We start from the raw sequence: 25601 nt of genomic DNA, 5'->3' as shown, positions 1-25601 counted from the left end.
CAGCATGATGCAGGAACAACAAAAATCACACAGCGATCTTGCGCCGGAGGCCAGCCATCAGAATGTGCTGGTCGCGGCGGCCAACCCCCTGATTAACGCCATTCCTCAGATCCGTCACTCTGTATCACATGAAGACCCGGCGCAGCTGCGTCAGCAGCTGATCGATCAGATTCGGCGCTTCGAGCTGAGCTGCCAGCAGTCAGGCCTGGGCTATGAAGTGATCATCGGTGCGCGATACTGTCTCTGTACCGCGCTGGATGAGGCGGCGGCGCTGACGCCGTGGGGCAGCCGCGGCGTCTGGACCAGCAATGGTCTGCTGGTCACCTTTCACAATGAAACCTGGGGCGGCGAAAAGTTTTTTCAGCTGCTGGCTAAGCTGTCGCAGAACCCAAGACGCCACATTCTGATGCTGGAGTTGATCTACTTCTGCCTGCTGCTGGGGTTCGAAGGACGCTACCGGGTGCTGGACAACGGTCGCTCGCAGCTGGAGACCATCAAACAGCGCCTGCTGCAGATGATCAAAAGCGTGCGTGGCAATTATGCAGCAGCGCTGTCTCCGCATCCCACCGATCAGCCGGTCCTGCGCAAATTGTGGCGGCCAATGATCCCGCTGTGGGCCTGTGCGGCGGTGGCGGGGCTGGCGGCCTGCCTGTTCTATATCGTGCTCAACTGGCGTCTCGGCGATTACACCTCGCCGGTACTGGCCCGTATCTATCAGACGGCGCTGCCGGAAGTGAAGATCGGCAACCCTGCGCCACCACCACCCGCCACGCTGAATCTGCGCGCTTTCCTGAAACCGGAAATTGATGCCGGGCTGGTAGCGGTGCGTGACGAAGCGGACCGCAGCGTGGTGACGCTGAAAGGGGACGGACTGTTTGCCTCGGCGGCCACCGAAGTACGTGGACGTTACACCGACGTAATCCAGCGCATCGCTGCTGCCATGAACAATGTCAGCGGCCAGATTCAGGTGATTGGCTACAGCGATAACGTGCCGATCCGCAGTGCCCGCTTCGCCTCCAACTTTGAGCTTTCGCTGGCGCGTGCCCGGTCAGTACAGACCCTGTTGCAACAGCAGCTGGCGCAGCCGTCACGGGTGAAAGCGGAAGGGCGCGGTGAAAGCAATCCGCTGGTGCCTAATACCAGCGCAGAAAATCGCGCACGTAACCGTCGTGTTGAAATTACCCTGCTGGTGGCGCCGGATGCGACGCATGCCGAACTCAACGGCCTGGCGAGAGGGAACTGATCCATGCTGAATATTCTGTTTGCGGTGCTGACCAGCCGCCTCGCGTGGGGCTTTGTCGGCATTACCGCGCTCTCTTTTATCATCTGGGTGATTGGCCCGGTGTTCTCAATCGTCGATTCGCGCCCGCTTGAGCCGGAGCAGAACCGCATTATCAGTATCGCGCTGCTCTATCTGGTGTGGGGCTTAGGCCAGGCGATTCCGCGGCTCTATAACATCTGGCTCAATCGCAAGCTGATGTCGAGCCTTGAAACCGGCAAAAGCGATGCGCCGGAAGCCGATCGTCAGCGCCTGACCAGTGAAGAGCAGGTGCTGGCAGGGCGTTTCTCCGAAGCCACTGACATGCTGAAAAAGGCGCACTTCCAGCGCCACAGCAGCAAGGGCACGCCGTTCTGGGCACAGCGCTTTGGCCGTCAGTATCTCTATCAGCTGCCGTGGTACATGATCATTGGCGCGCCCGGTGCCGGTAAAACTACCGCGCTGGTCAACTCGGGGCTGCAGTTTCCGCTGGCAGATAAATTCGGCAAGTCGGCGCTGCGCGGCATTGGCGGCACCCGCAACTGCGACTGGTGGTTCACCAATGACGCGGTGCTGCTCGATACCGCCGGGCGCTACAGTACCCAGGAGAGTCAGCAGGAGCGTGATGCCAGCGAATGGCATCATTTTCTCGACCTGCTGCGTAAATATCGCGGACGTCAGCCGATCAACGGCGTGATCGTCACGCTGAGCGTTTCCGACCTGCTGTCGCAGTCGCCCGAGGCGCTGCGTAATCAGGCGCTGGCACTGCGTCAGCGGCTGATGGAGTTGCACGATCGCCTCGGCATCCGTTTCCCGGTCTATGTGCTGGTCACCAAAGCGGACTTGCTCAAAGGGTTCCGTAGCTACTTTGCCTCGCTGGATAAAGCGCAGCGTGAACAAATCTGGGGATTCACCTTTCCCTGGGCGAAAGCGTCCGCCGCCGATTTCGAACTTAATAACCAGTTCCAGCAGGAGTATTCCCTGCTGCAACAGCGTCTGGATGCCGGACTGGCCGATCGGCTGCTGACGGAAAGCGACGCGCAGGCGCGGGCAGAGAGCTATCTCTTCCCGCAGGAGTTTGCGGCGCTGCGGCCGTTGCTGGCAGACGCGCTGGATACGCTGTTTGCCCGCTCCGATTTTGAAACCCAGTTCGCGCCGCGCGGTATCTACTTTGCCAGCGGCACCCAGGAGGGACTGCCGTTTGACCGGGTGATGGGCGAGCTGAACCGCGCACTGAATCTGCCGGGGCAGCAGGCTGGCGAGTCAGGAAGCTGGGATAAGGTCGATAAAGAGTCGCCCATCCCGCAGAACAAAGGGCAGAGCTTCTTCCTGAAAGGGGTGCTGGAAAATGTGATTTTCCAGGAGTCCGGTCTGGCGGGCAGCAACCGGTGGTGGGAGCTGCGCAACCGCGCCGGACTCTGGTCGGGTTATCTGGCGCTGCTGCTGGTATTGCTGGTGGCCGGGGCGCTGTGGCTCACCAGCTACAGTAAAAACAAAGCCTATCTGCAGGAGATGGCCGCTAAAGCGCCGCAGGTTGAACAACTGGGCGATCAGCTTCAGCAGCAGGTCAATGGGGATCTCTTTGCGCTGGTGCCTTATCTCAACACTCTGTTGCACCTGCCGGAGAGCGCCGACTTCTCGCTGGAAGCACCGCCGCTGACGCGCCGCATGGGGCTTTATCGCGGCACCGAGGTCAGCGATGCCACCCGTGCGCTCTACGACAAGGCACTGAAACAGCTGCTGTTACCGCAGGTGGCGCAGAACATCACCCGCTGGCTGCGTAATGACAACGGCAGTGATGCTGACTACAGCTATGAAGCGCTGAAGGCGTATCAGATGCTCTATCAGCCAAAGCACTATGATGGCAAATTCCTGCAGGCGTGGCTGATGCTCAACCTGTCACGCGAACTGCCGCAGAACGTCACTCAGCAGCAGGTGAAACAGCTGGCGTGGCACCTGCAACAGTTGCTGGAGACGCAGATTCACTCGTCGCCGTATGCGAAGGATGAAGCGCTGGTAAAGCGCGAGCAGGCGCTGATTAATCAGATGCCGCTGTCACAGCGCGTCTATGGACGGCTGAAGCGCCTGCTGCAACGCGATGACAGCCTGCAGCCGGTGACGCTGGCGGCGCTGGGTGGTCCCCAGAGCGAGCTGGTGTTTTCCCGCAAAAGCGGTAAATCGGTCAATGACGGTGTGGCGGGTCTCTATACGCCGGATGGCTACTGGCAGCACGTGGATAAGCAGATTGCCCCGGTGACCCAGGCGTTGTATCAGGACGATCTCTGGGTGCTGGGCGGCGCGGCGCCGCAGCAGAAAAGTGAGCAGACGGATCTTGCGGTGCGCCAGCTCTACGTGCAGGACTACATCCGCCAGTGGGAGCAGTTCCTCAGCGATATTCAGCTCAACAGCAGCGCCGATCTGTCGCAACGCATCAACACCGCCCGTTTGCTGTCGGGCAACCATTCGCCGCTGCGCCAGCTGGTGATCAACCTCGGTGGTCTGCTGACGCTGAACCGGGCGCAACCAGATGAGAAAACCGCGCAGGCAGCAAAGCCGTCGGATAACAGCGCCACCCGCACCCTTGAAGCGCTGTTTACCTCGCCCGAGGCCAGTGCCGCGCGCGGACAGGCCGCTACCCAGGCATCCCCGGAGCAGGCCGTCGCGCTGCACTTTGCGCCGGTTCTGGAGCTGGCCCAGCCGCTGCAGCAGGGCAGTAAGGTGCTGGCGGTGGATGACTTCCTGCATCAGATTGACGATCTCTATCGCTACCTCACCGCCGTGCAGGATGCGGCGAACAGCGGGATGCCGCCACCGGCCAGCGATGCCATCAGTCGTCTGCAGGCCAGTGCCGGCCGTCTGCCGGGTTCATTGCAGAACATGGTTTCCAGCATGGCGGTGGGTGCCAGCAGCGACGCACAGCGCCGCGATATGGATAACGTCCGCAAGCGCATCACCATGGAAGTGGGCAGTTTCTGCCGCCAGGCGATCGCCGGTCGTTATCCGCTGGTTCGCTCTGCGCGCAGTGAGGTCACACCAGACGATCTGGCGCGGATGTTCGCACCCGGCAGCGGCATGATGGACAGCTTCTTCCGCGACAACCTGGCCAGCAAAGTCGACACCACCAACGCGGCGTGGCGCTTTACGCCGGGCATTGACGGTAAAACCCTGCCGGGAGGCGAAGCCCTGCTGCGGCCTTTCCAGCAGGCGCAGTCAATCCGCGATGCCTTCTTTGCCAACGGTGCGACCACGCCCGGCTTCCGCGTCACGCTGCGCACGGTAAAAATGGATAACGACATCCTTAACCTGACGCTGGATGTGGATGGGCAGATTTTACGCTACAGCCACGGACCGCAGGCGGTGCAGATGGTCAGCTGGCCCGGCCCCGGCGGCACCAGCCAGGTGCGGATGCAGCTGGGTCTGACCAACGGCACCACCTCCACGCTGGTCACCAGCGGTCCCTGGGCGCTCAATCGCTTCTTTGACCGCGCCCGGCTGACAGCGGCAGGCGGTCTGACCCGCGAAGCGAGTTTCAGCGTGGACGGTCATCAGGTCACGCTGTCGTTCACCCCTGGCAGCATTCGTAACCCGTTCCAGCTTCCCGGCTTTAGCTGCCCCTGAAACAGGACCCGACAATGACTCATTACGCTGCACCCTGCTGGTACGGCAAAGTGCCCAGCGCGGGTGACTTTGTGAAGCGCCGCTTCCCGGACGTGCTCTATCGCCAATGGTCCAGCTGGTTTCAGGTGGGCCTGCATCACTGGCAGAGCAGTCAGGAGAGTGATAACGCCCCGTCGCGCCCGTTCCTCAACGCGCCGGTCTGGAATTTTGTGGTGCCGCCGATGCTGGGCAGTCAGCTGATTCAGATGGGCTGCCTGATTGCCGCGCGTGACAGCGTGGGCCGTAACTACCCACTCTGCGCACTGCGCCACTTCACGCCCGCCGAGTGGTCGCCAGCCCTGCTGGCGCGCTCCGGCGAGTGGTATCAGCAGGTCGGCAATACGCTGTTGCGGGTGGTGCAGGGCGGCGGGTCACCGGAGCAGCTGGATCAGGCGCTGATCAGCATTCCTCAGCCGCAGCCGCCGCAGGAGTCGGACGAGACGTCAGACATTCTCAACGTCATCGGGCATGGCGATACCCCTTCGACACTGAACTGGACACTGCCGGGCGAGAACTTCGACCCGCAGTTCTACACCAGTTTCTGGTGGACCAATCAAAGCGACGGTTTCCCGCTTTATACCCAGGTTCACAGCGGTAATTTTACCGCCCAGCTCTTTTCATTGCTGTTTGATCCGGCCGGTGGGGCAAAGCCGGGACGAAACGGACTTTATCCCCCGATGTTTGAATCCTGAGGCGACACGCATGACGATGAATACAGAGGCTCTGCTGGCTCCGGTCAGCGAGGACAATCCCGGCGGCGATAACCTGGAGTACCACGCCGATTTTCAGGCGATGGAGCAGGCCAGCGCCGGTAAAGCGGAGCAGCAGTTCGGTAATACCATCATTCCGGCAGAACCGGCCGACTGGAACAGAGTCGAGAAGCTGGCGATAGCGCTGCTGGCGCGCAGCAAAGATTTGCGGGTAATGCTGGCGCTGACCCACGCCTGGACCGAACTGAAAGGGCTGCCGGGCTATGCCCAGGGCCTGAAGCTGATTGAACAGGCGTTGTTGCTCTACTGGGAGCCGCTGTGGCCCCGGCTGGAGGAGTTCGGCGAGCAGGATCCCTTCTACCGCATTAATGCGCTGGCGTTGCTGGGTGACAAAACTGATCTGAGCGGCGCGGTACGTCAGTGCTGGCTGCTGCGCTATCCCTCTGACGGCATCACGCTGCGCGATGCGGCCGCCCTGTGCGACGGCAGTAAAACCGAAGTCGCGGACTATCCTGGCGGCCTGCCGCGTCTGATCGACGAACTGGCGCGCGGCGACCAGCCTGGTATTGAGGCGGTGCTGCAAATTCATGAGCGGCTGCAGACCATCTGCGAAACCGTGACCGAACGGCTGGGGGAAGCCGCGGTGCCGGAACTCACACAGCTGCGCAGACAGATTGCGCTGATCGCTGAACGTTGCCAGGCCACCGATCTGAATGCGCTGATCCCCACAGCCGCCGTGGAACAGCCCGCAGAAACCGCGGCATCGCCTGCACCGGCCAGCCCGCGCGCTGCCGCTGACTGGCGCACGGTGCAGATCAGTTCCCGCGCCGACGCGCAGCTGATGCTGGAGAAAGTGAAGCTCTACTTCACCCAGCATGAGCCGAGTCATCCGGCCCCGCTGATGATCGACCGTGTACAGCGCTTAATCGAGCGCGACTTTCTGGAGATCATCCGCGAACTGGCACCCGACGGCGTACATCAGCTGGAAACCATTTTCGGACGTCGCGATTAAGCAGGCGTGACGCACACACACTCAGCGGGACCTGCGCGCCTGCTGTGACACTTTATCCGCGCATCATGTATGGAGAAAACCATGGCAACAAGCAAATCCAGTGGGCAGAAGTTCATTGCCCGCAATCGCGCGCCTCGCGTTCAGATTGAATATGACGTGGAAATTTATGGCGCGGAACGCAAAATCCAGCTCCCGTTTGTAATGGGCGTGCTGGCGGATCTGGTGGGTAAACCGCTGGAGCCACAGCCAGGCATTGATGACCGTAAATTCATGGAAATCGACATCGACAACTTCGATGAGCGCATGAAAGCACTGAAGCCGCGCGCCGCGTTCCAGGTAGACAATACTTTGAATGGCGAAGGCAAGCTGAACATCGATCTGACCTTTGACAGCATGGATGACTTTTCGCCGGACGCGGTGGCCCGCAACGTGGAGCCGCTGAGCAAACTGCTGGAAGCGCGTACCCAGCTGGCTAACCTGCTGACCTATATGGATGGCAAAAATGGGGCAGAAGAGCTGATTGGTAAGGTGCTGCAGGATCCTACGCTGCTGCAGGCCCTGACCCATCTGCCAAAGCAGGATGAGGCCACTGAAGGTAAGGAGCCGCAGGCATGACGCAGACTTCACAACAACCGCAGTCGCAGGGCGCAGCCAGTTTTAGTCAGGATGAGTTCAGTGCGCTGCTGAATAAAGAGTTCCGGCCAAAAAGCGATCAGGCACGTGCTGCGGTCGAAAGCGCGGTGAAAACCCTGGCGCAGCAGGCGCTGGAGAACACCGTTACCGTCTCCAGCGATGCCTATCGCACCATTCAGGCGCTGATCGCGGAGATCGACGAAAAGCTGTCGCAGCAGGTGAACCAGATTATTCACCATCCGGAGTTTCAGTCGCTGGAGAGCGCCTGGCGCGGCCTGAGCTATCTGGTGAACAACACTGAAACTGACGAGATGCTCAAAATCCGCTTTATGAGCATCTCCAAGCAGGAGCTGGGTCGTACTCTGAAGCGTTACAAGGGTGCCGGCTGGGATCAGAGTCCGCTGTTCAAGAAGATTTATGAGCAGGAGTATGGTCAGTTCGGCGGCGAGCCGTTTGGCTGCCTGGTGGGCGACTACTACTTCGACCACAGCCCGCAGGATGTTGAGCTGCTGGGTGAGATGGCGCGTATCGGCTCAGCCGCGCACTGTCCGTTTATCACCGGCACCGCGCCCGAAGTGATGCAGATGGAGTCCTGGCAGGAGCTGGCGAATCCACGCGATCTCACCAAAATCTTCCAGAACACCGAATATGCTGCCTGGCGCAGCCTGCGTGAGTCGGAAGATGCACGCTATCTGGGCCTGGTGATGCCGCGCTTCCTGGCGCGTCTGCCCTACGGCATCCGTACCAACCCGGTCGACAGCTTTGACTTTGAAGAGCAGACCGATGGTTCCGATCATGGCAACTATACGTGGAGCAATGCGGCTTACGCGATGGCCGCCAACATCAACCGCTCCTTCAAAGAGTATGGCTGGTGCACCGCAATCCGTGGCGTGGAGTCGGGCGGGGCAGTGGAAAATCTGCCGTGCCACACCTTCCCGAGCGATGACGGCGGCGTGGATATGAAGTGCCCGACCGAAATCGCCATCAGCGATCGTCGTGAAGCCGAACTGGCGAAAAATGGCTTTATGCCGCTGGTGCATCGTAAAAACTCTGACTTCGCTGCCTTTATTGGTGCGCAGTCACTGCAGAAGCCGATGGAGTATCACGACGCCGATGCCACCGCCAATGCCCGTCTGGCCGCGCGTCTTCCGTACCTGTTCGCCTGCTGCCGTTTCGCGCACTACCTGAAATGCATCGTGCGCGACAAGATCGGCTCCTTCCGTGAGCGTGATGAAATGGAACGCTGGCTGAACGACTGGGTGATGAACTATGTCGATGGCGATCCGGCTAACTCCTCGCAGGAAACCAAGTCTCGCAAGCCGCTGGCGGCTGCCGAGGTGAATGTGGAAGAGCAGGAGGATAATCCTGGCTATTACTCCGCGAAATTCTTCCTGCGTCCGCACTACCAGCTGGAAGGGCTGACGGTTTCTCTGCGTCTGGTCTCTAAGCTGCCGTCGCTGAAAAATGATAATGCGTAAGGGTTGAAAGGGAGGCGTGATGCCTGGGATAACCGGGCATCATTCATCCTCTGAATTACAGGTTTATGAGGCGCGAAAGGTTTTTGCGCCTGATGGCTGACAGAAAGGTTGCTGAGATAAATGTCAGAGAGGATGACAGGATGCTTAAAAAGTCAGCTCTGCACCTGCTGCATTATCTTCTGGTATTTATTTCTTCTCTTATTTTAATAACCTGTGCAGGTTCTTAGCTTTTCTCACTGGAGTATTGTAGTGCGAGGAAAGATTGTTAACGCAGTTCTGGTTAATGTTTCTATGGATGGCGTCAATATCGCTTTATGCCGTAGCAGAAAAGTTGAAGCAAATTAATTAACCGGCTTTCTGCGCGCTATTTTAATTAAAATAAAAACAAAGGCCAGGCAGACAGCGGTAAAGAGAATTTTACCGGCAATGAGACCGGAAGAAGAGAGAGTAAATTCTTCATAGCGAGCAACCAGATATATCGAACCAATAATATCAGCGATGACGTAAAGAGAAAGCAGCGACAACACGACTATCAGGAAAAGTGAGATGATCTTTTTCATATTCATTCCTTCTGTGAACTTTATAAGCGCCTGCTTACTATAAACGATCTGCCAGGATGCTGTCTATGAAATGACCGCCTGGGCATGAGGTCTATGGCAGGGCATCAGATTATCTGCTGTTGTTCTCGCCATGAAAATGCATACCGATTTTTGTCCGGTTAAATAACCGGCAATACGACGTCTGGAATATGGTTTATAACGATATTTCAGAAGCAAGGCAAAGGTAAAATATGGACTGTTTTATTCAGCCCCATGCTTTTCTTTTTGCCATATCCTTGCTTTTTTGAAAGCAATAATCTTAACCAATAAAGAGTGAAAGATAATGGCTATTGATATGTTTATGAAGGTTGACGGAGTCACCGGCGAGTCTAAAGACTCAAACCACACTGGCTGGACTGATATCACCTCTTTCTCATGGGGTGCTTCTCAGCCAGGCAACATGTCTGTTGGCGGCGGCGGCGGTGCGGGTAAGGTTAACTTCAACGACCTGCACGTTAATGCACTGATCGACAAATCGACCACGGCGTTGCTGAAGAACTGCGCAAGCGGTAAACATCTCGCTAAAGTCGAACTCTCTATCTGTAAAGCGGGTGGCTCTCAGGTTGAGTATGCACGCATTACCCTGGAAGATGTTCTGGTTACCGCTGTAAATTACAATGGTTCCGACAACGGCGATACCCTGGGAATGACCTACTCCTTCCAGGCTTCTAAAGTGAAGCAGCAGTACTGGGAGCAGAGCTCTTCCGGCGGCAAAGGCGCAGAGAGCAGCGCCGGCTGGGACATCAAAGGCAACAAAGAAGCGTAATTCTGGTCAGCAGCCTCCCCTCAGGGGGAGGCTATAAAGGAGTTTTGCGATGGTACATTTAAGACCTCAATTTTCGGCCGCCTGGAACCGCTTCTCAGAAGTTAATGTTCCCGTTGAGAAGGTTGGGGAAATATTGGGTGGTAAAGTAGAAGCGAATATCTCCTCCGGAATTTTCGAGAATGCCTGTCCCATCAGAATGAGCTATGTCCTTAATTACACTGGTGTTCCCATACCCGCCAACAGTCGTTATGCAACCGTGACGGGAAAAGACAAAAAGCGTTATATGTTTCGCGTCAACGATATGATGGACTTTTTAGTCGGCGCCTTCGGTCAGCCAGACCTGAACGTGACGTCACCAAAACCCGGTTCATTTAACGGTAAACAGGGAATTATTGTTTTTCAGGGCAGTGGCTGGAGCAATGCCCGCGGACACGTGACACTCTGGAATGGCAACATCTGTTCTGATACCTGTCACTTCCTGGGTGGCGCAGAAAATGGTAGTTTTGTTCCTGATGTTGCCTCCCTGTGGATACTAAAATGAAAAAATTCCTGATGTTATTTGCCCTGACGTTATCTCCAGCCGCGCTGGCGATATCGCCACCGGCGCCTGACTCATTCAGGCAACCGCAGATTTTCAGCAACTGGCTTCTGAACCGTTGTGCAGGTAAAGCTGCCACTGACAAGGCTTTTACCGATGATGCCTTTAAAAGCGCATCAGCCTGGTTAGAGGTAAGCCATCTCCCTGTTGAAGCTTTCAGCGAAGGCGATAAGTTAATCAATGCCTATCTGAAGATGAACCTGACTGGCTCGGTCACAGGAAACTTCAATATGATGAAATGCACGTTGCTTTCCCAAAGTCAGGATGCCGAGGCGCTCTACAATAAGTATAAGAAATAGCGTTTATTTTTAGGGGAATTAAAAGTTGATGCAGCGCTAAACATCAGCAGCGAATTTTCAAAAGAGAATATGTTTAGTTAAATGAAGCCGATAATTAAACCTGAAGTTGAGCAGTATAATGTAAATTACTCTTATACGGAACTTGCCACATGATGAAGAAAGTAAGTCATTTGATTATGATAGTGCTTTTAGTTTCACCTTCATTTGTTTTGGCGAAGTCAGTTTCACACTTTGAAGGAAAAATATTCAAAGCGGATATTGAATATGATTGTGATGAAGGTAACGTCACCTGTGATGATGTTTCGCTTAAGTCAACCAGAGTAAAAGACAATTCATCGATATTTCTTAAAGGTGAAACGATAAATTCAAATTGTCCTGACGTCTGCGACTTCCGGGGTTATCGCTTTACCAACGGACAGTATGATTATTCTTTTTATCCAAGCCAGAAGGGCAACGGCCTCTGGGATTATATCGTAACCTTTAAAAGTAAAGTTATTGCTCGGGATCTTGGGGTGATTAAATAACATCGTTTATAAAAATTACTGCATATTGAGTCTGCACTTGTTCTCAGACATAGGTGTGTTATTACATGTGAGATTTTTAATGAGAACTTATTTTTCTTTGTTGCTGTGCGTCACAGTTTTTTATGTTTCCCCCGTCTATGCAATCAGTGATTGTTCAAACGGCAATAATGACCAGGAAGTTTATACCTGCACCCAGAAAAACAGGAACGAAACTGAGCTTGATTTAAACAAAGAATATAAGCTGGCTAAGACCAGAGTTGAAACGCTTTTTAAAGGTGACAACAAAGAGTTAAGCCAGTATATGGATGCGTTGACTGAAGCTCAACGAGCCTGGCTGAAGTATAGAGAGAATGATTGTAAACTGGCTTCTTATGCTGCAGATAAGGGAAGTGATTTAAGTAACGCTAATATTAATATGTGTACTTCTGAACTTAACGAGCAAAGAATTAAAAAACTTAAGTTAATTCCTTATCATTGATGGTGCAGACTGCTGAGAAAAATATGAAGAGACTGCATAAATTGGCTTTAATCACTGTGTCTCTTGGCATCAGCGCTTCAGCGCTCGCTGAAGATACCTGTGCAAAACAGCCTTCAGACGGTGCGCTATTTCAGTGTACTGTTCAGCAGAAGAAGCTGGCGGAAGATGACCTCAACAAAGAATACCAGACGGCTAAAAAACGCATTGTACAGATGTACGGAACGCAGAAAAAACTGGCTGATGACTATGTCACCACGCTGGTGGATACCCAGCGTAACTGGCTGAAGTATCGTGATGGTCAGTGCAAGCTGGAAGCTTTTGCCGCTGAAGAAGGCAGCAATGCGAATGCGGTTGCCACCAACCTCTGTGTTATCCGCATCGACAAAGAACGTACTGCTATTCTGAAGCAACTGCCTTACTGATTATGTCGTCGTGCTTAGGGTTTACAGGCTGGGCACGACATTCTCTATGAATATCACTCTCTGCATTACGCTGTAATCCCGTTTTTTCAATACCGGTAAATAATTCTGTATAAATGATATTTCAGCAGAGTGGTTTCTGGTGATTGTAATGCAATCATCTTTGCAACTATTTTAATTTTTACCCTGTATGTTAATTAAAGATAAGCCGTTAACGCAGCTTCATCTTCTTAAATAAATATAATTTTTCTCTGTTTAAAGGATTGAATTAATCCAGTGGCAGAGTATTTAAAAAACAACTCCCAAAATTAAATCCCCCCGCTCTCTATACCCCGCGCCTTTCCTTGAGAGGTGCGCGGTATAGATGCCGAACCGCTAACCGCAGGAATCAGTTATGCGCTTTACGATAATAACGACTAAACCCGGCCAACAGCCGCCGCAGACTCATTGTGATTTCTTTCCGCCCGGCGGCACCATTGGTCGTGGTGTGGATAATAATCTGGTGCTGCCGGATGACGATCGCACACTCTCCCGCCTGCAGGCGATTGTGCACATCACGGCAAATGGCGAATGTCGCCTGACCAACCGTGGCAATGTGACGCGCGTGTTACTCAACGATATTCCGCTGGAACGCGGACGTCAGGTTGAGCTGCAGGATGGAGACATACTGGGCATCGATGATTACCAATTGCTGGTCAGCGATCTCAACAGTGCGCAGCAACCGCAGAGTGAAAGAGCTGTTCCGCGTCCTGAGCCGGTGCAGCCCGTAGCACCCGTTCGCGAACCGGCAGCGGAAAAAGCCAGCACCACCGCCGCCATTCCCAGCGAAATCTGGGACAGCCTGGCGAAGGAGTTTTCGATTTCGGACGATCTCTCTAAACGCAAAGCTGCACCAGAGATGCCTGAGGCCCATCCGCTGACTGCGCCCGCTCGTCCTGATCGAAATCCGGAAGATCCGCTGGCTCAGCTGATTAACGATGCGCCGCTGGATTATGGTCAGCAGCCAAAAAACAGCAGCCTGTTTGATGAAGGCGATGCGCTGTTCGGGCAGCAGAGTATTTTTGACGACCGGACGCCAAGCACGCTGTCTGCTCAGCAAAACACGGCGCCACCGCAGGCTGAAACGCCTGCCGCTGAACTTGATCCGCTGAGCCTGTTTGACGGCGAGAGCAGCACGGATGCGCGCAACCATGATGATCCGCTGGGTCTGATGATGGGCAACGCGGTGCCGCTGGCGCAGCCGGAGCTGACGACGCCGAAACCGGCCACGTTGCATGTGCCACCTCAACCGGTGGCAAAAAATGAGCCGATGGCCGCACGTCCATCGGAGCAGGATCCCGCCAGCCTGACCGACACCGATCACTCACCGCTGTTCAGCTTCGACGAATCACAGCATGAGACTCACAGCCAGCCTCACCCGGAGGCACAGCAGCAGACACCGCTGATTGACGAGGAACTGCCCGGCCAGTCTGACGCGGTAAATCCACAGATCGATTACGGCGGAATTACGCTGCCCACGCCGCAGGCGGTACAGCGTACGCCATCCCCGACGCCGAAAGGGCGGTTGCGCATCGATCCCGTTGCTTCCGGTCGCCATCATGCCGCCGCTGCGCACCCGACGACACCCAGCGAAAGCAGCGGTGATGCCCTCAAAGGCGAACTACTGGATGCGTTGCTGGAGGGAATGGGTCTGCGCGACCTGCAGCCGACGCCGCAATTTGACCGTGAGCAAATGCTGCAATTCGGGCAGATGCTGAGCATGTTTTCGCAGGGCACGGTGGCGCTGCTCTCATCGCGTTCGATCCTCAAGCGCGGTGTGAAGGCTGACATGACGGTGATCCTCGACGACGCCAACAATCCCTTCAAGCTACTGCCTTCGGGCAAAACCGTCTTAATGCAGATGTTTGGCAGCCGGATGCCGGGCTTTATGCCGCCGCGTCAGGCTGTGCGTGATGCGCTGATCGATCTGCAGGCGCACCAGCTGGGCATGATCGCCGGTATCCGCGCCATCATCGCCTCAATGCTGCAATCCTTTAACCCGGAGCAGCTGGAGGAGGAAGCGCGTCAGGCGGGATCGGTGTCACGTATCGGCCTGCCGGGCAGCCGTAAAGCGGCGCTCTGGGAGCATTTTGTTGAGCGCTACGGCGAGACGGCGGGCGAGATCGAAGACGATTTCCACACCCTGTTCGGCGAAGCGTTCCTGCACGCCTATGACCTGGAAGTTAATCAGTACAAAGACTCACAAACCCACACGGATGACGCATGAATATCACTATTGCCTCGACGTCGAATCAGGGCGATCGCGCCAGTAACCAGGATCAGATCGGTGATGTCATCGGTAAGCGCTCGGCCTGCTTTGTGGTCTGCGACGGTGTGGCCGGGTTTCCCGGCGGGGACATCGCGGCATCGATTGCCCGCAGCAGCCTGCTGCAGTCGTTTGATGGCGATGCGCATCTCAATGCGCAGTCGATTCGTAACTACGTCAATCAGGCGAATCACGCCATCCGTCAGCAGCAGAAAGCCAGCAGCGAACACAGCCGGATGGGCACTACGCTGGTCAGCCTGTTCATTGACCGCGACTACCATCTGGCCTGCTGGGCCCATGCAGGCGACAGCCGCCTCTATCTGTTCCGTCGCGGCTATCTCTATCTCGTGACCACCGACCACAGCCTGGTGCAGCAGATGAAAGATGCCGGACATCGCACCGAAGGCATCAACAGCAATCTGCTCTATTTTGCGCTGGGGATGGGCGATGAGCAGCGCGACGCCAGCTACAGCGAGGTGGTCGGGATTGAAGATGGCGACGCCTTTTTACTCTGCACCGATGGTTTCTGGCACGGCGTGACGCTGGAACAGATGCAGCAGTCGCTGCACATGGTGAATACGCCGGAAGAGTGGCTGACGCTGATGCAGCAAATCATCAGGAACGATCAGCCGGATCAGGGGCAGCAGGATAATTTCAGCGCGCTGGCCGTCTGGATTGGATCACCTCAGGACACCACCTTGCTGCACTCGCTCTCTGAAGCGGCGCAGTTCTTCCCTCTGCGAGATTGAGAACGCCAACATGAAATATGGATTACTGGGTCTGGCTGCGCTGCTGCTCAGCACGCAGGCTTATGCTGAAAACTATCGCATCGTACAGTCCCCGGCACAGAAACTGGATGTCTGGATTGATGACGTAAAAAACAATCAGCTGTCGAGCTGGTGTAACAGCACCATTAACCTGCGCATCGTCACGCTGGGCGAAAAAAACGCCGCTGTGCTGAAAGATTTTCTGCCGCGCGTTGCCGGACTGATGGCGTCGCAGTGTAAACCGCTGCAACAGTTGCACTGGCAACTGACCGATGCGCAGGGGAGTGAAATCGCTACTGGCAGCGCCGCCCGTGCGCAGCAGTGGAAAACCGTGGTGACGCCGCCCGCGCCGCAGCCGGTCCAGCCGACGGCTACAGCGGTCCCCGCAGACGCACTACGCAACGCCGCTCAGGCCGACACGTCGCCGTGGCTGCAATTCAGTCTGCTGGACGGCTGCCATTTCCGCACCTGGTGGCAGCACCCGGCACAGGGCAGCGCGCTGTTTGTTCCGGCAAATCAGGGGCTGATCTGTGGTTCGGATGGCTGGCTAAGCGGACACAGCCGCCTGACGCAACAGGGTAACGGCGCTCCTGCGGCAGTCGGCGTGACCTTCCTGCAGGGTTTTCCGGTGATGGGGTTGAGCAATCAGTCGCCCACAGCCGAACTGCACATCACCACGGTCAACAGTGAACGCATGGTGCTGAGCAATGAAAAATCCCCGGATAGCTGGCTGATTCTGCCGTTCAGCAACCGCTTTAACGGCTGGCAGGCAACGCGTCAGGTGGTAGTGCAGATGCCCGTCAGCGAAGCGGCCGATCAGAGTGCGCTGCAGGCGCGTCTGCAGGAAGTCCGTAAAGTCTGGTCGCCGTGGATCAGCGGCGATGCCGCGCTGAGCGTGCAGCTGGTGGAAAAACTGCATCCTGAACTGAAAGATCCCGCCGCTGCGGTCTACCGCACCCTTAACTGACGCAAAAGGAGTTTGCATGGAATCCTTACAACACCGCCTGGCCAGCGCCACTCTCGGCGAGACGCTCGCTGACGTGACCCGCCAGATTCAGGCAAATCCGGCGAATGCTGACCTGCGGGCCGCCTTTGTGCAGCTGCTCTGTCTTTCAGGCAACTGGGCGCGCGCGCAGACGCAGCTGCAATCCTGGCTGGCGTTAAGCCCGCAGGCGCAACCGACAGTTAATCTGCTGCAACAGGCGATCGCCGGTGAGCTGCAGCGTGACGCGGTGCTGCGTGGCCAGGCCGACCCGGTGCTGCCGGGCAGCGCCTGGCACTGGTGCAACACGCTGCTGGCCGCCTTACAGGCCGAAACGGCGGGTGATGTCGCGCGCGGCAGCACGCTGCGGGCTGAAGCGCTTGAGCTCGCGGCGGCCAACCCCGGCACCGCGACGCAGCAGGATCAGCCCACCGCATTCAGCTGGCTGATGGATGGCGACAGCCGTTTCGGGCCAGTGTGTGAAGTTATCAGTCAGGGCCGCTATTACTGGATCCCGTTTGCCGCCATTCGTGAGATGCAGTTTCAGGCACCCGCCAGCGTCACCGATCTGGTGTGGCGTCACACGCGTGTGCAGCTGGTTGATGGCAGTGAGCAGGTGTGCCAGATCCCGGCGCGCTATCCACTGCTGGCGGCATCTGACGAACGTTTTCTGCGCGCCAGCGTCACCGAATGGCAGCCACTGGGCGACGATCCGGACCAGTTCATCGGTCAGGGGCAGAAAATGTGGCTCAGCGACAGCGCGGAATTTTCGCTGCTGAGCCTGCAGCAGGTCGCGTTTGACAGCGTTGAGTCCGCCGATGAGCCATGATTCAGGCGCGCAAAACGACGGCTATGCCCAGCTGCATGGCGGCTTTCGCGCGCGTAAAAAACGTGATGCGTTAACCGCCCGCGACAAGCTGCAATCCTCGCTGCTGGATCGCCTGACCGACAACGCGCCGGATAAACAGCAGGAAGCGGACAACAGCATGCTGATCACTCACAGCACGCTGCGCCGCCACGTACTGCGCGATCTGCAGTGGCTGTTCAACACCATCAACAATGAAGCGCAGCAGGATCTCAGCGGCTTTGATCAGGTGCAGCGCTCTGTCTGGAACTTCGGTGTGGCACCGCTGGCCGGGCAGAACGTCTCCGATATCGAATGGCAGGATATGCAGCGCAAAATGACCAACGCCATTCTGCACTTCGAGCCGCGCATCCTGCCGCAGGGTTTACAGGTGCGCTGCGTCAGCGATCTCGGCTCGCTCAGCCTGCACAACGTGCTGTCGATTGAGATCAAAGGGCGGCTCTGGTGCGTGCCTTATCCGCTGGCGTTTCTGTTCCGCACTCAGGTTGATCTGGAGAGCGGCCATTTCGAACTACAGGATGCAGGGTAATCATGGACAGCAATCTGCTCGACTATTACAACCGTGAACTGGCCTACCTGCGTGAGATGGGGGCCGAGTTCGCTGCGCGCTACCCTAAAGTGGCAGGACGTCTTGGCATGCGCGGCATTGACGTGGCGGACCCTTATGTCGAGCGGCTGATGGAAGGTTTTGCCTTCCTGACGTCGCGCGTGCAGCTGAAGATGGATGCGGAGTTTCCGCGTTTCTCGCAGCGTCTGCTGGAGATGATTGCGCCATCCTATCTCTCGCCAACGCCGTCAATGGCGATCGCCCAGCTGACGCCGGACAGCCGCAAAGGCGACATCACCCAGGGCTTTCGTGTGCCGCGCGGCACCATGATGGAGAGCCAGAACCTGAAAAAAACCGGCGTGACCTGCAGCTACACCACCGCACACGATGTGGTACTGCATCCGCTGCGCATCAGTGAAGCCAGTCTCGGCGGCGTGCCCGGCGATCTGCCATCTGGCGAGCTGAAACTCGGCGGTCTGGGCGCGGTCAGTGCGCTGCGTATCCGCATCAGCTGCGAAGGGATCTCCTCGCTTAGCCAGCTCAGCGTGGACGATCTGATGCTGTTTCTCAGCGGCCCGGATATCCAGGCACTGAAACTACTGGAGCTGCTGATGCAGCACCGGGTGGGCATCGTGCTGCAGTCGGTTGAGAAGCGTCCGCAGCGTCAGGTGCTGACAGACGACGCGTTACAGCAGCAGGGCTTTGCGCCGGAGCAGGCGCTGCTGCCGGACGATCTGCGCAACTTCGACGGCTATCGTCTGTTGCAGGAGTATTTCGCCTTTCCGGCGCGCTTCCAGTTTATCAGTCTGAGCCAGCTGGCCCCGTTTCTGCGCCGCTGCGACAACGCCATGGCGTTCGACATCATCATTCTGCTCGATAAAGCGGACAGCGCGCTGGAAAGCGTGGTCGATCACAGCCATCTGGCGCTGCACTGCACGCCTGTCATCAATCTGTTTCCGAAAACCGCCGAGCGCCTGAAGGTCAGCGACAGCCAGCATGAATATCACCTGGTGGTAGATAACATCCGTCCGCTGGATTATGAGGTGCACTCGGTACAGCGACTGTTCGCTACGGTAGAGGGCAAGCGGGAAGAGCAGGTTTTCCGTCCGTTCTGGAGCACCTTCAGCGGTGACCAGGGCGATTACGGTGCCTATTTTTCACTGCGCCGCGAACAGCGCACGCTGTCCGAGCAGGCGCAGCGCTACGGCACGCGCACGGGCTATATCGGTTCAGAAGTCTTTCTGTCGCTGGTGGATGAGCATCACGCGCCGTGGCACGACGAGGTGCGCTATCTCTCCGCTGACGTGATGTGTACCAGCCGCGATCTGCCGCTGATGCTGCAGCAGGATCAGGGCAACTTCGTGATGCCGGACTCCATTCCGGTATCGGAGCTGAAGCTGTGCAAAGGGCCGACGCCTCCGCGTCCGGCGCTGGCCGAGGGACTTTCCGCGTGGCGGCTGATCAGCCATCTGCAGATGAACTACCTCAGCCTGATGGACAGCAGCGACGGAGAAGGCGCGGCGGCGCTGCGCCAGCTGCTGAGCCTCTACGCCAACCTGGCGGAAGCGCCGGTCGCACGTCAGATTGACGGCATCCGCCACTGTACGCTCAGCGCGGTCAACCGCCGCGTGCCGGAGCCGGGTCCGGTGGTGTTTGCGCGCGGCGTCAGCATCACGCTGGAAGTGGATGAGCAGGCGTTTTCGGGGGCCAGCCCGTGGCTGTTCGGCAGCGTGCTGGAGCGGGTCTGTGGCCGCCTTGTGGCGCTCAACAGTTTCACGGAGTTCACCCTGAACAGCCAGCAGCGCGGAGAAGTGGGCTACTGGCCGCCGCGCATGGGCCGGAAAGCGCTGATATGAGTGGCGAAAAAGTGATTTCGCTGCCCCGGCTCACCCGTCTGCCGGATGATTTCTGGCAGCGGGTGATGGCCGCGCCGTGGCGTTACGATCTGTTCCAGCTGCTGCGGCGGCTGGATGCGCAGGGCGGTCAGCGCTATCCGCTGGGCCGTGCGCCGCTGCCGAAGTTCGAATCGGTGCGTATCGGTCAGACACCGTCACTGGCGTTTGCGCCCGCCACCGTCGCCAGCGCCACGCCGCGTGACGAGGCGGGACGTCATGAGCTCTCCATCTACAGCTTCGGGCTGTTTGGCCCCAACGGCCCGCTGCCGACCCATCTGACCGAATATGTGCATGAACGTATCGTGCATCATCAGGATCACAGCCTGTCGGCGTTTGCTGACCTGTTTCACCATCGCGCCACGCTGCTTTTTTATCGTGCCTGGGCCGATGCGCAGCCGACCGTGTCGCTGGATCGCCCCGACGACAGTCGCTTTCTGAACTATCTCGCCTGCCTGGCGGGAATCGGTTTACCGGCCCAGCAGCAGGCCAGCTCGCTCAGCCTCCATGCCCGGCTGATGCTGGTGGGCCATCTCAGCCGCCACGGCCACGATGCCGAAGGGCTGGTGCGCATTCTGCGCCACTACTTTGGTGTGCCGGTCAGGCTGACGCAGAACCTGCCGCACTGGCTGACGCTGGACAGCCGCGATCAGGCCCGACTGGGCGCGGGACGCCATATGCCCCGGCTGGGCGCTTCTGCGTTTCTCGGCGTGGCGGTGCGCGACGTGCAGCACCGTTTTCGCCTGCACCTGGGACCGCTCAGCGCCGCGCAATATGCCCGTTTTCTGCCCGATGCCCCCGGCGCGCGTGAAGTACGCGACTGGGTGCGTCACTACCTCGGCATCGAAATGCAGTGGGATCTCAGCCTGATCCTGGCCGCTGACGAGGTACAGGGTGTGACGCTGGGTGGCACTGCCCGACTCGGCTATACCAGCTGGCTGGGGCATGCGCCGCAGCCGCAAGATCGTGAAGATTTTATGTTTGAGGTTGAGGCTGCTTCGCGCTAGCCCAGCCGCTTTTCCTGTTACACAGCCTGCGTCTTTCATTGAAGAGAGCCCCCTATGTCAGAAATCAGCCGTGCCGTGCTATTCGGCAAACTGGATACGCTGTTATTTACCTCGCTGGAAAGCGCCACCGCCTTTTGCAAACTGCGCGGCAATCCCTATGTTGAGCTGGTGCACTGGCTGCATCAGCTGATGCAGCAGCAGGATGGCGACTTACAGCAGGTCATCACACATTTTTCACTGGATGAAAAGGCCCTGACTCAGGACATCGTTGCCGCGCTGGATCGCCTGCCACGCGGTGCCAGTGCGGTCTCCGACCTCTCCGAGCATATCGACAGCGCCGTTGAACGGGCGTGGGTTTACGCCTCGCTGAAATATGGCGCGACCCGCATTCGCGGCGGCCATCTGCTTATCGGCATGCTGAAAACCTTCAACCTGGCCAGCGTGCTGAAAGGCATCTCCGGTCAGTTCAGCCGCGTCAACGCCGATGCGCTGCTGGCGGAATTCGACACGCTGCTCAGTAACAGCAAAGAAGCGCAGCAGGCGCTGAGCGCACCGGCGGATGCTGGCGGCGCACCGCCCGCCGCCAGTGGCAGCACGCTGGCACAATATGCGCAGGACCTGACGGCGCGCGCCCGTGAAGGCCTTATCGATCCGGTTACCGGACGTGACGACGAAATCCGCCAGATGATCGATATCCTGATGCGTCGCCGCCAGAACAACCCGCTGCTGACCGGTGAAGCGGGCGTCGGGAAAACCGCGGTGGTCGAAGGCCTTGCACTGCGTATCGCGGCGGGCGATGTGCCTGCGCCGCTGCGCGATGTGCAGCTCTGGCTGCTGGACATCGGCATGCTGCAGGCGGGTGCCGGCATGAAAGGGGAGTTTGAAGCGCGACTGCAGGCGCTGATCAATGAGGTGCAGTCCAGCCCGACGCCGATTGTGCTGTTTGTTGATGAGATCCACACCCTGATCGGGGCAGGCGGTCAGCAGGGCACCGGTGATGCCGCCAACCTGCTGAAACCGGCGCTGGCACGTGGACAGCTGCGCACTATCGGCGCGACCACCTGGGCCGAATACAAAAAGTACATCGAGAAAGATCCGGCGCTGACCCGTCGTTTCCAGACCGTGCAGGTGCAGGAGCCGGATGAAGCCAGAGCGACTCTGATGCTGCGCAGCACCGTCAGCGCGCTGGAGAAACATCATCGGGTGCTGCTGCTGGATGATGCGGTCAGTGCGGCGGTGAAACTGTCGCATCGCTACATTCCGGCGCGCCAGCTGCCTGACAAAGCGGTGGCGCTGCTGGATACCGCCTGCGCCCGCGTAGCGGTCAGCCAGGGTGCGCAGCCCGCGGCGCTTGAAGATTGTCTTCACCGTCTGGCGGCGCTGGAGATTGAAGCGGAGATCATCGAACGTGAAATCCGGGTGGGCCTGGGCGACGCCACCCGCCAGCAGGCGATTGCAGCGCAGCGCACTGCGCTGGAAGCCGAGCGGGATGCGCTGCAACAGCGCTGGTTGCAGGAGCGCGAACTGGTCGAGACGCTGATTGCATTGCGCGCCCGCTGTGTGACAGAAGAGGATGCGGCGCTGCGTGAACAGCGTGATGCGACGCAGCAGCAGCTTACTGCGCTGCAGGGCGACACGCCGCTGCTGTTTGCCGCCGTCGATGCGGGCGTGGTGGCTGCCGTGGTGTCGGACTGGACCGGCATTCCGCTGGGCAGAATGGTGAAGAATGAGATCGACGCGGTGCTGAATCTGGCCGACACCCTGAACCAGCGGGTCATCGGCCAGCGTCACGGTCTGGATCTGATCGCCAGACGGGTACGCACCTCGCGCGCGCGCCTTGATAATCCCAACAAGCCGGTGGGCGTGTTTATGCTGTGCGGGCCTTCCGGTGTCGGTAAAACCGAGACCGCGCTGGCGCTGGCCGAGTCGCTGTACGGCGGCGAGCAGAACATCATCACCATCAACATGAGTGAGTTTCAGGAGGCGCACACCGTCTCGACGCTGAAAGGCGCACCGCCGGGCTACGTCGGCTACGGCGAAGGCGGCGTGCTGACCGAAGCCGTTCGCCGTCGCCCTTACAGTGTGGTGCTGCTGGATGAGATTGAGAAAGCCCATCCGGATGTGCATGAACTCTTCTTCCAGGTGTTTGATAAAGGCTGGATGGAGGATGGCGAAGGCCGGCACATCGATTTCCGCAACACCATCATCATTCTGACCTCCAATGTCGGCACGCAGTTAATCAGCGCGATGTGTGCCGATCCTGAACTGATGCCCGATCCCGATGCCCTGAGCACCGCGCTGCGTAAGCCGCTGCTGGAGGTGTTCCCGCCTGCGCTGCTGGGCCGTCTGCTGGTGGTGCCGTATTACCCGCTCAGCGACGCGATGCTGGCGGAGATTGTGCGGCTGCAGCTGGCGCGCATTGTGCGTCGTCTGGCTGATAACCACGGCATTGAAGCGCAGATCGACGAGTCGGTGGTGAGCCAGATCGTTCAGCGCTGCACCGAGGTAGAGTCGGGCGGTCGCATGGTGGATGCCATCCTCACCAACACGCTGTTGCCACAGATGAGCCAGATCCTGCTGAGCGCCCACGCCCGTGATGAACGCTATCGCCGCGTCGATGTGCGTTGTGAGCAGGGTGAATTTGTCTGCCAGTTCGCGGTTTAAAGCCTGGCTATCAGAGAGTAATCGAATATGTCGGAACATGATCAACCCCTGAATGTCCCCAACGCCCTGCCGCTGGGTTACCGCTTCAATGAGTTTGAAATCAAAGAGGTCATCGGCGGTGGCGGCTTTGGCATCGTCTATCGCGCCTGGGATCACCAGCTGGAACGTGATATCGCCATCAAAGAGTTTATGCCCGCCTCACTGGCGGTCCGTAGCGATGATCTGAATCTGGTGCTGCGCAGCGAACGGTTCAGCAAAACCTTTCACGCCGGACTGAACAGCTTTATTCAGGAGGCGCGTCTGCTGGCACGCTTTAACCATCCGAACCTGCTGCACGTGCTGCGTTTCTGGGTGCAGAACGACACCGCCTATATGGGTACGGTGTTCTACAGCGGCACCACGCTCTCGAACTTCAGCGAACGAAATCCGCAGTCGGTAAATGAGGCCTGGATCCGTCGCATGTTGCCACCGCTGCTGGGCGCGATCAAAACCATCCATGAAGCGGGCTATCTGCACCGCGATATCTCACTGGATAACATTCAGATCCAGAGCAGCGGCGAGCCGATCCTGCTGGACTTCGGGTCGGCGCGTAAAACTATCGGCAATCTGTCGGATGAGAGCGAGACCATGCTGCGTCCCGGCTATGCGCCGATTGAGCAGTACAGCGACAACGACGAGAGCGAGCAGGGCGCGTGGACCGATATTTACGCGCTGGGCGCGGTGCTGCATACCCTGATCACCGGTGCGCCACCGCCGGTCAGCGTGGTGCGCAGCATCGAAGATAACTACCAGCCGCTGGTGCAGCGTCGTATTGCGGGCTACTCGACGGCACTACTCAGCGCCGTCGATCGTGCGCTGGCGCTGAAACCGGAAGATCGTCCGCAGAGCATTGATGATTTTGCTGCGCTGATGGCGCTACCGGAACGTGAACCGGAACCGCTGCTTAGCGCAAAAATCAGCGGGCCGGGCACCATGCTGGTGCCGATTGAAGAAGAAGAGGAGGTGATCAAACCCGCCTCGAAACTGAAAACGCTGCTGGGACACCGCTTTGCACTGCCGGGCCTGGTTGCCGCTGGCGTGCTGGTCGGCCTGGGCGCCGGTCTGCTGATGTCACGCGGCAACGAGCAGTCACCGCCGGATGAGATGGCGCAGAACAGCGCACCTTCCGCCGCTGTCGCGCCGGTTAACCAGCCGGTTGCCGCGCCTCCGACTCAGACTGAGGCCCCGCCGGATACCGTTGCCAGCACTCCGGCTCAGACGTCTGAGCCCGCGCAGACCGCCGCACGTGAACCCGATCCACAACCGGCACCACCGCCCGCGCCGGTCGCCCAGGTCTACATCCGTCTGCAGCAGGGTGAACGCGTTCAGGTGAACGGTCAGCCGCAGGCGCTGGTGCCGGCGGTGAATGGCTTCGCCACGCTGCAACTGGCACCGGGCAACTACACCTTTGCCATCAGCGGCCAGAGTGGCACCCGAGAACAAACGCTGAACATCAGTGAAGAAGGTGTCTGGTTGCTCGATCCACACAGTTAATAGTCAGGGATTACTTATGTTCTCACGCATTACTGCACAGCTGCCGGCGGACGGCCTGCTGTTCCATACGCTTAAGGGCACCGAGACGCTGTCCCGTCCGTTTGTGCTCACCGCTGAACTGCTGGCCACCGACGCGCGCATCGACCGCCACGCCCTGCTGGGGAAGCCGGTGACGTTTACGCTGCCGACCGACGGGCTGATGAACGCGCTGAGCCCGCGCTACCTTAACGGCAAAATCACCCGGGTGGCGGTGCGCAGCCAGGAGCTGAGCGGCACCCGCTACGCGGTCTATGAGCTGACGGTCGAGCCGGACCTGTGGCCGATGAAGCGCGACCGCAACCTGCGCATCTTCCAGAGCCAGACGGTGCCGCAGATTGTGCAGACGCTGCTGAAAGAGTACGGGGTCAGTGTGGAGACGCGCCTGGCGGGCAGCTACCGGGTGTGGGAGTACTGCGTGCAGTATCAGGAGAGCAGCCTGGAGTTTATCAGCCGCCTGATGGAGCTGGAGGGGATTTACTACTTCTTCCGCCACGAGGCGGACAAACATACGCTGGTGCTGTGCGACGCGCCGGACCAGCATCAGGCGTTTCCGGGCTATGAGACCATTG

Annotated in this window: 23 protein-coding genes; 22 read left to right on the top strand and 1 reads right to left on the bottom strand. The window is 58.2% G+C overall.

The genetic code is table 11. The features are described from left to right. Positions 1-4: 4 nt before the first annotated feature. From ACO6VX_RS06765 to tssC, 6 genes are all read left to right on the top strand, one after another. Positions 5-1243: a DotU family type VI secretion system protein gene (locus tag ACO6VX_RS06765; RefSeq protein ID WP_422457987.1), complete on the top strand. Its 1239-nt coding sequence runs from the start codon at positions 5-7 to the stop codon at positions 1241-1243. A gap of 3 nt (positions 1244-1246) precedes the next feature. Then, a complete protein-coding gene (gene tssM / locus ACO6VX_RS06760) occupies positions 1247-4876 on the top strand; it encodes a type VI secretion system membrane subunit TssM (protein ID WP_187507264.1) in 3630 nt (1209 codons plus the stop codon). Between the two features lie 14 nt (positions 4877-4890). Beyond that, positions 4891-5607 carry a type VI secretion system-associated protein TagF gene (tagF, locus tag ACO6VX_RS06755; RefSeq protein WP_010246121.1) on the top strand — a complete coding sequence of 239 codons (717 nt, stop codon included), beginning with the start codon at positions 4891-4893 and terminating at the stop codon, positions 5605-5607. 16 nt (positions 5608-5623) lie between these two features. Then, entirely contained in the window at positions 5624-6637 is a 1014-nt protein-coding gene (gene tssA / locus ACO6VX_RS06750; RefSeq protein WP_031292999.1) for a type VI secretion system protein TssA, read from the top strand. An 81-nt stretch (positions 6638-6718) separates the two neighbouring features. Next, entirely contained in the window at positions 6719-7252 is a 534-nt protein-coding gene (gene tssB, locus ACO6VX_RS06745) for a type VI secretion system contractile sheath small subunit (protein ID WP_010246114.1), read from the top strand. Next, complete coding sequence (gene tssC / locus ACO6VX_RS06740; protein WP_010246111.1) at positions 7249-8748, top strand: type VI secretion system contractile sheath large subunit; 1500 nt, start codon at positions 7249-7251, stop codon at positions 8746-8748. Before tssB ends, tssC begins: the two co-directional genes overlap by 4 nt. 341 nt (positions 8749-9089) lie before the next feature. On the opposite strand, the gene ACO6VX_RS06735 is transcribed toward tssC, so the two are convergent. Beyond that, a complete protein-coding gene (locus ACO6VX_RS06735; protein ID WP_033786069.1) occupies positions 9090-9308 on the bottom strand; it encodes a hypothetical protein in 219 nt (72 codons plus the stop codon). Between the two features lie 322 nt (positions 9309-9630). On the opposite strand from ACO6VX_RS06735, the gene ACO6VX_RS06730 reads away from it, so the two are divergent. From ACO6VX_RS06730 to ACO6VX_RS06655, 16 genes are all read left to right on the top strand, one after another. After that, complete coding sequence (locus ACO6VX_RS06730; protein ID WP_010246100.1) at positions 9631-10113, top strand: Hcp family type VI secretion system effector; 483 nt, start codon at positions 9631-9633, stop codon at positions 10111-10113. A gap of 49 nt (positions 10114-10162) precedes the next feature. After that, positions 10163-10654: a type VI secretion system amidase effector protein Tae4 gene (locus ACO6VX_RS06725; RefSeq protein ID WP_010246097.1), complete on the top strand. Its 492-nt coding sequence runs from the start codon at positions 10163-10165 to the stop codon at positions 10652-10654. Then, complete coding sequence (locus tag ACO6VX_RS06720; protein WP_010246094.1) at positions 10651-11010, top strand: T6SS amidase immunity protein Tai4 family protein; 360 nt, start codon at positions 10651-10653, stop codon at positions 11008-11010. Before ACO6VX_RS06725 ends, ACO6VX_RS06720 begins: the two co-directional genes overlap by 4 nt. Before the next feature lie 149 nt (positions 11011-11159). Then, positions 11160-11534 (top strand): hypothetical protein, encoded by a 375-nt coding sequence (locus ACO6VX_RS06715; protein WP_022625815.1) that lies wholly within the window; start codon positions 11160-11162, stop codon positions 11532-11534. Positions 11535-11613: 79 nt separating this feature from the next. After that, positions 11614-12012, top strand: coding sequence for a lysozyme inhibitor LprI family protein (locus tag ACO6VX_RS06710; RefSeq protein WP_236351804.1), 399 nt, complete (start codon positions 11614-11616; stop codon positions 12010-12012). Positions 12013-12053: 41 nt separating this feature from the next. Beyond that, positions 12054-12434 carry a lysozyme inhibitor LprI family protein gene (locus tag ACO6VX_RS06705; RefSeq protein WP_236351803.1) on the top strand — a complete coding sequence of 127 codons (381 nt, stop codon included), beginning with the start codon at positions 12054-12056 and terminating at the stop codon, positions 12432-12434. 391 nt (positions 12435-12825) lie between these two features. Continuing rightward, on the top strand, positions 12826-14697 hold the full coding sequence (gene tagH / locus ACO6VX_RS06700) for a type VI secretion system-associated FHA domain protein TagH (protein WP_236351802.1): 1872 nt from the start codon (positions 12826-12828) through the stop codon (positions 14695-14697). Then, complete coding sequence (locus ACO6VX_RS06695; RefSeq protein ID WP_010246078.1) at positions 14694-15485, top strand: PP2C family protein-serine/threonine phosphatase; 792 nt, start codon at positions 14694-14696, stop codon at positions 15483-15485. Before tagH ends, ACO6VX_RS06695 begins: the two co-directional genes overlap by 4 nt. A 10-nt stretch (positions 15486-15495) precedes the next feature. Continuing rightward, positions 15496-16470, top strand: coding sequence for a hypothetical protein (locus tag ACO6VX_RS06690; RefSeq protein WP_192072609.1), 975 nt, complete (start codon positions 15496-15498; stop codon positions 16468-16470). Between the two features lie 16 nt (positions 16471-16486). Next, positions 16487-17314 (top strand): type VI secretion system accessory protein TagJ, encoded by an 828-nt coding sequence (locus tag ACO6VX_RS06685; RefSeq protein ID WP_033767006.1) that lies wholly within the window; start codon positions 16487-16489, stop codon positions 17312-17314. Next, positions 17304-17879: a type VI secretion system baseplate subunit TssE gene (tssE, locus tag ACO6VX_RS06680; protein ID WP_010246069.1), complete on the top strand. Its 576-nt coding sequence runs from the start codon at positions 17304-17306 to the stop codon at positions 17877-17879. The genes ACO6VX_RS06685 and tssE overlap by 11 nt, the downstream gene beginning before the upstream one ends. 2 nt (positions 17880-17881) lie before the next feature. After that, positions 17882-19753, top strand: a complete 1872-nt coding sequence (tssF, locus tag ACO6VX_RS06675) for a type VI secretion system baseplate subunit TssF (RefSeq protein WP_010669908.1) — start codon at positions 17882-17884, stop codon at positions 19751-19753. Then, entirely contained in the window at positions 19750-20796 is a 1047-nt protein-coding gene (tssG, locus tag ACO6VX_RS06670) for a type VI secretion system baseplate subunit TssG (protein ID WP_033757372.1), read from the top strand. Before tssF ends, tssG begins: the two co-directional genes overlap by 4 nt. 54 nt (positions 20797-20850) lie before the next feature. Continuing rightward, complete coding sequence (gene tssH / locus ACO6VX_RS06665; protein WP_236351801.1) at positions 20851-23460, top strand: type VI secretion system ATPase TssH; 2610 nt, start codon at positions 20851-20853, stop codon at positions 23458-23460. A 27-nt stretch (positions 23461-23487) separates the two neighbouring features. Continuing rightward, positions 23488-24993 carry a serine/threonine protein kinase gene (locus ACO6VX_RS06660; protein WP_060680004.1) on the top strand — a complete coding sequence of 502 codons (1506 nt, stop codon included), beginning with the start codon at positions 23488-23490 and terminating at the stop codon, positions 24991-24993. 16 nt (positions 24994-25009) lie between these two features. Beyond that, a partial coding sequence (locus ACO6VX_RS06655) for a type VI secretion system Vgr family protein (protein WP_422457980.1) occupies positions 25010-25601 on the top strand: 592 nt, incomplete at its 3' end.

Source organism: Pantoea sp. BJFS-204 (assembly GCF_049310725.1).
In the GTDB taxonomy this organism is placed as follows: Bacteria; Pseudomonadota; Gammaproteobacteria; order Enterobacterales; family Enterobacteriaceae; genus Pantoea; species Pantoea agglomerans.
The sequence above is the reverse complement of the archived record's forward strand: the minus strand, read 5'-3'. Positions and strand labels throughout refer to the sequence as shown.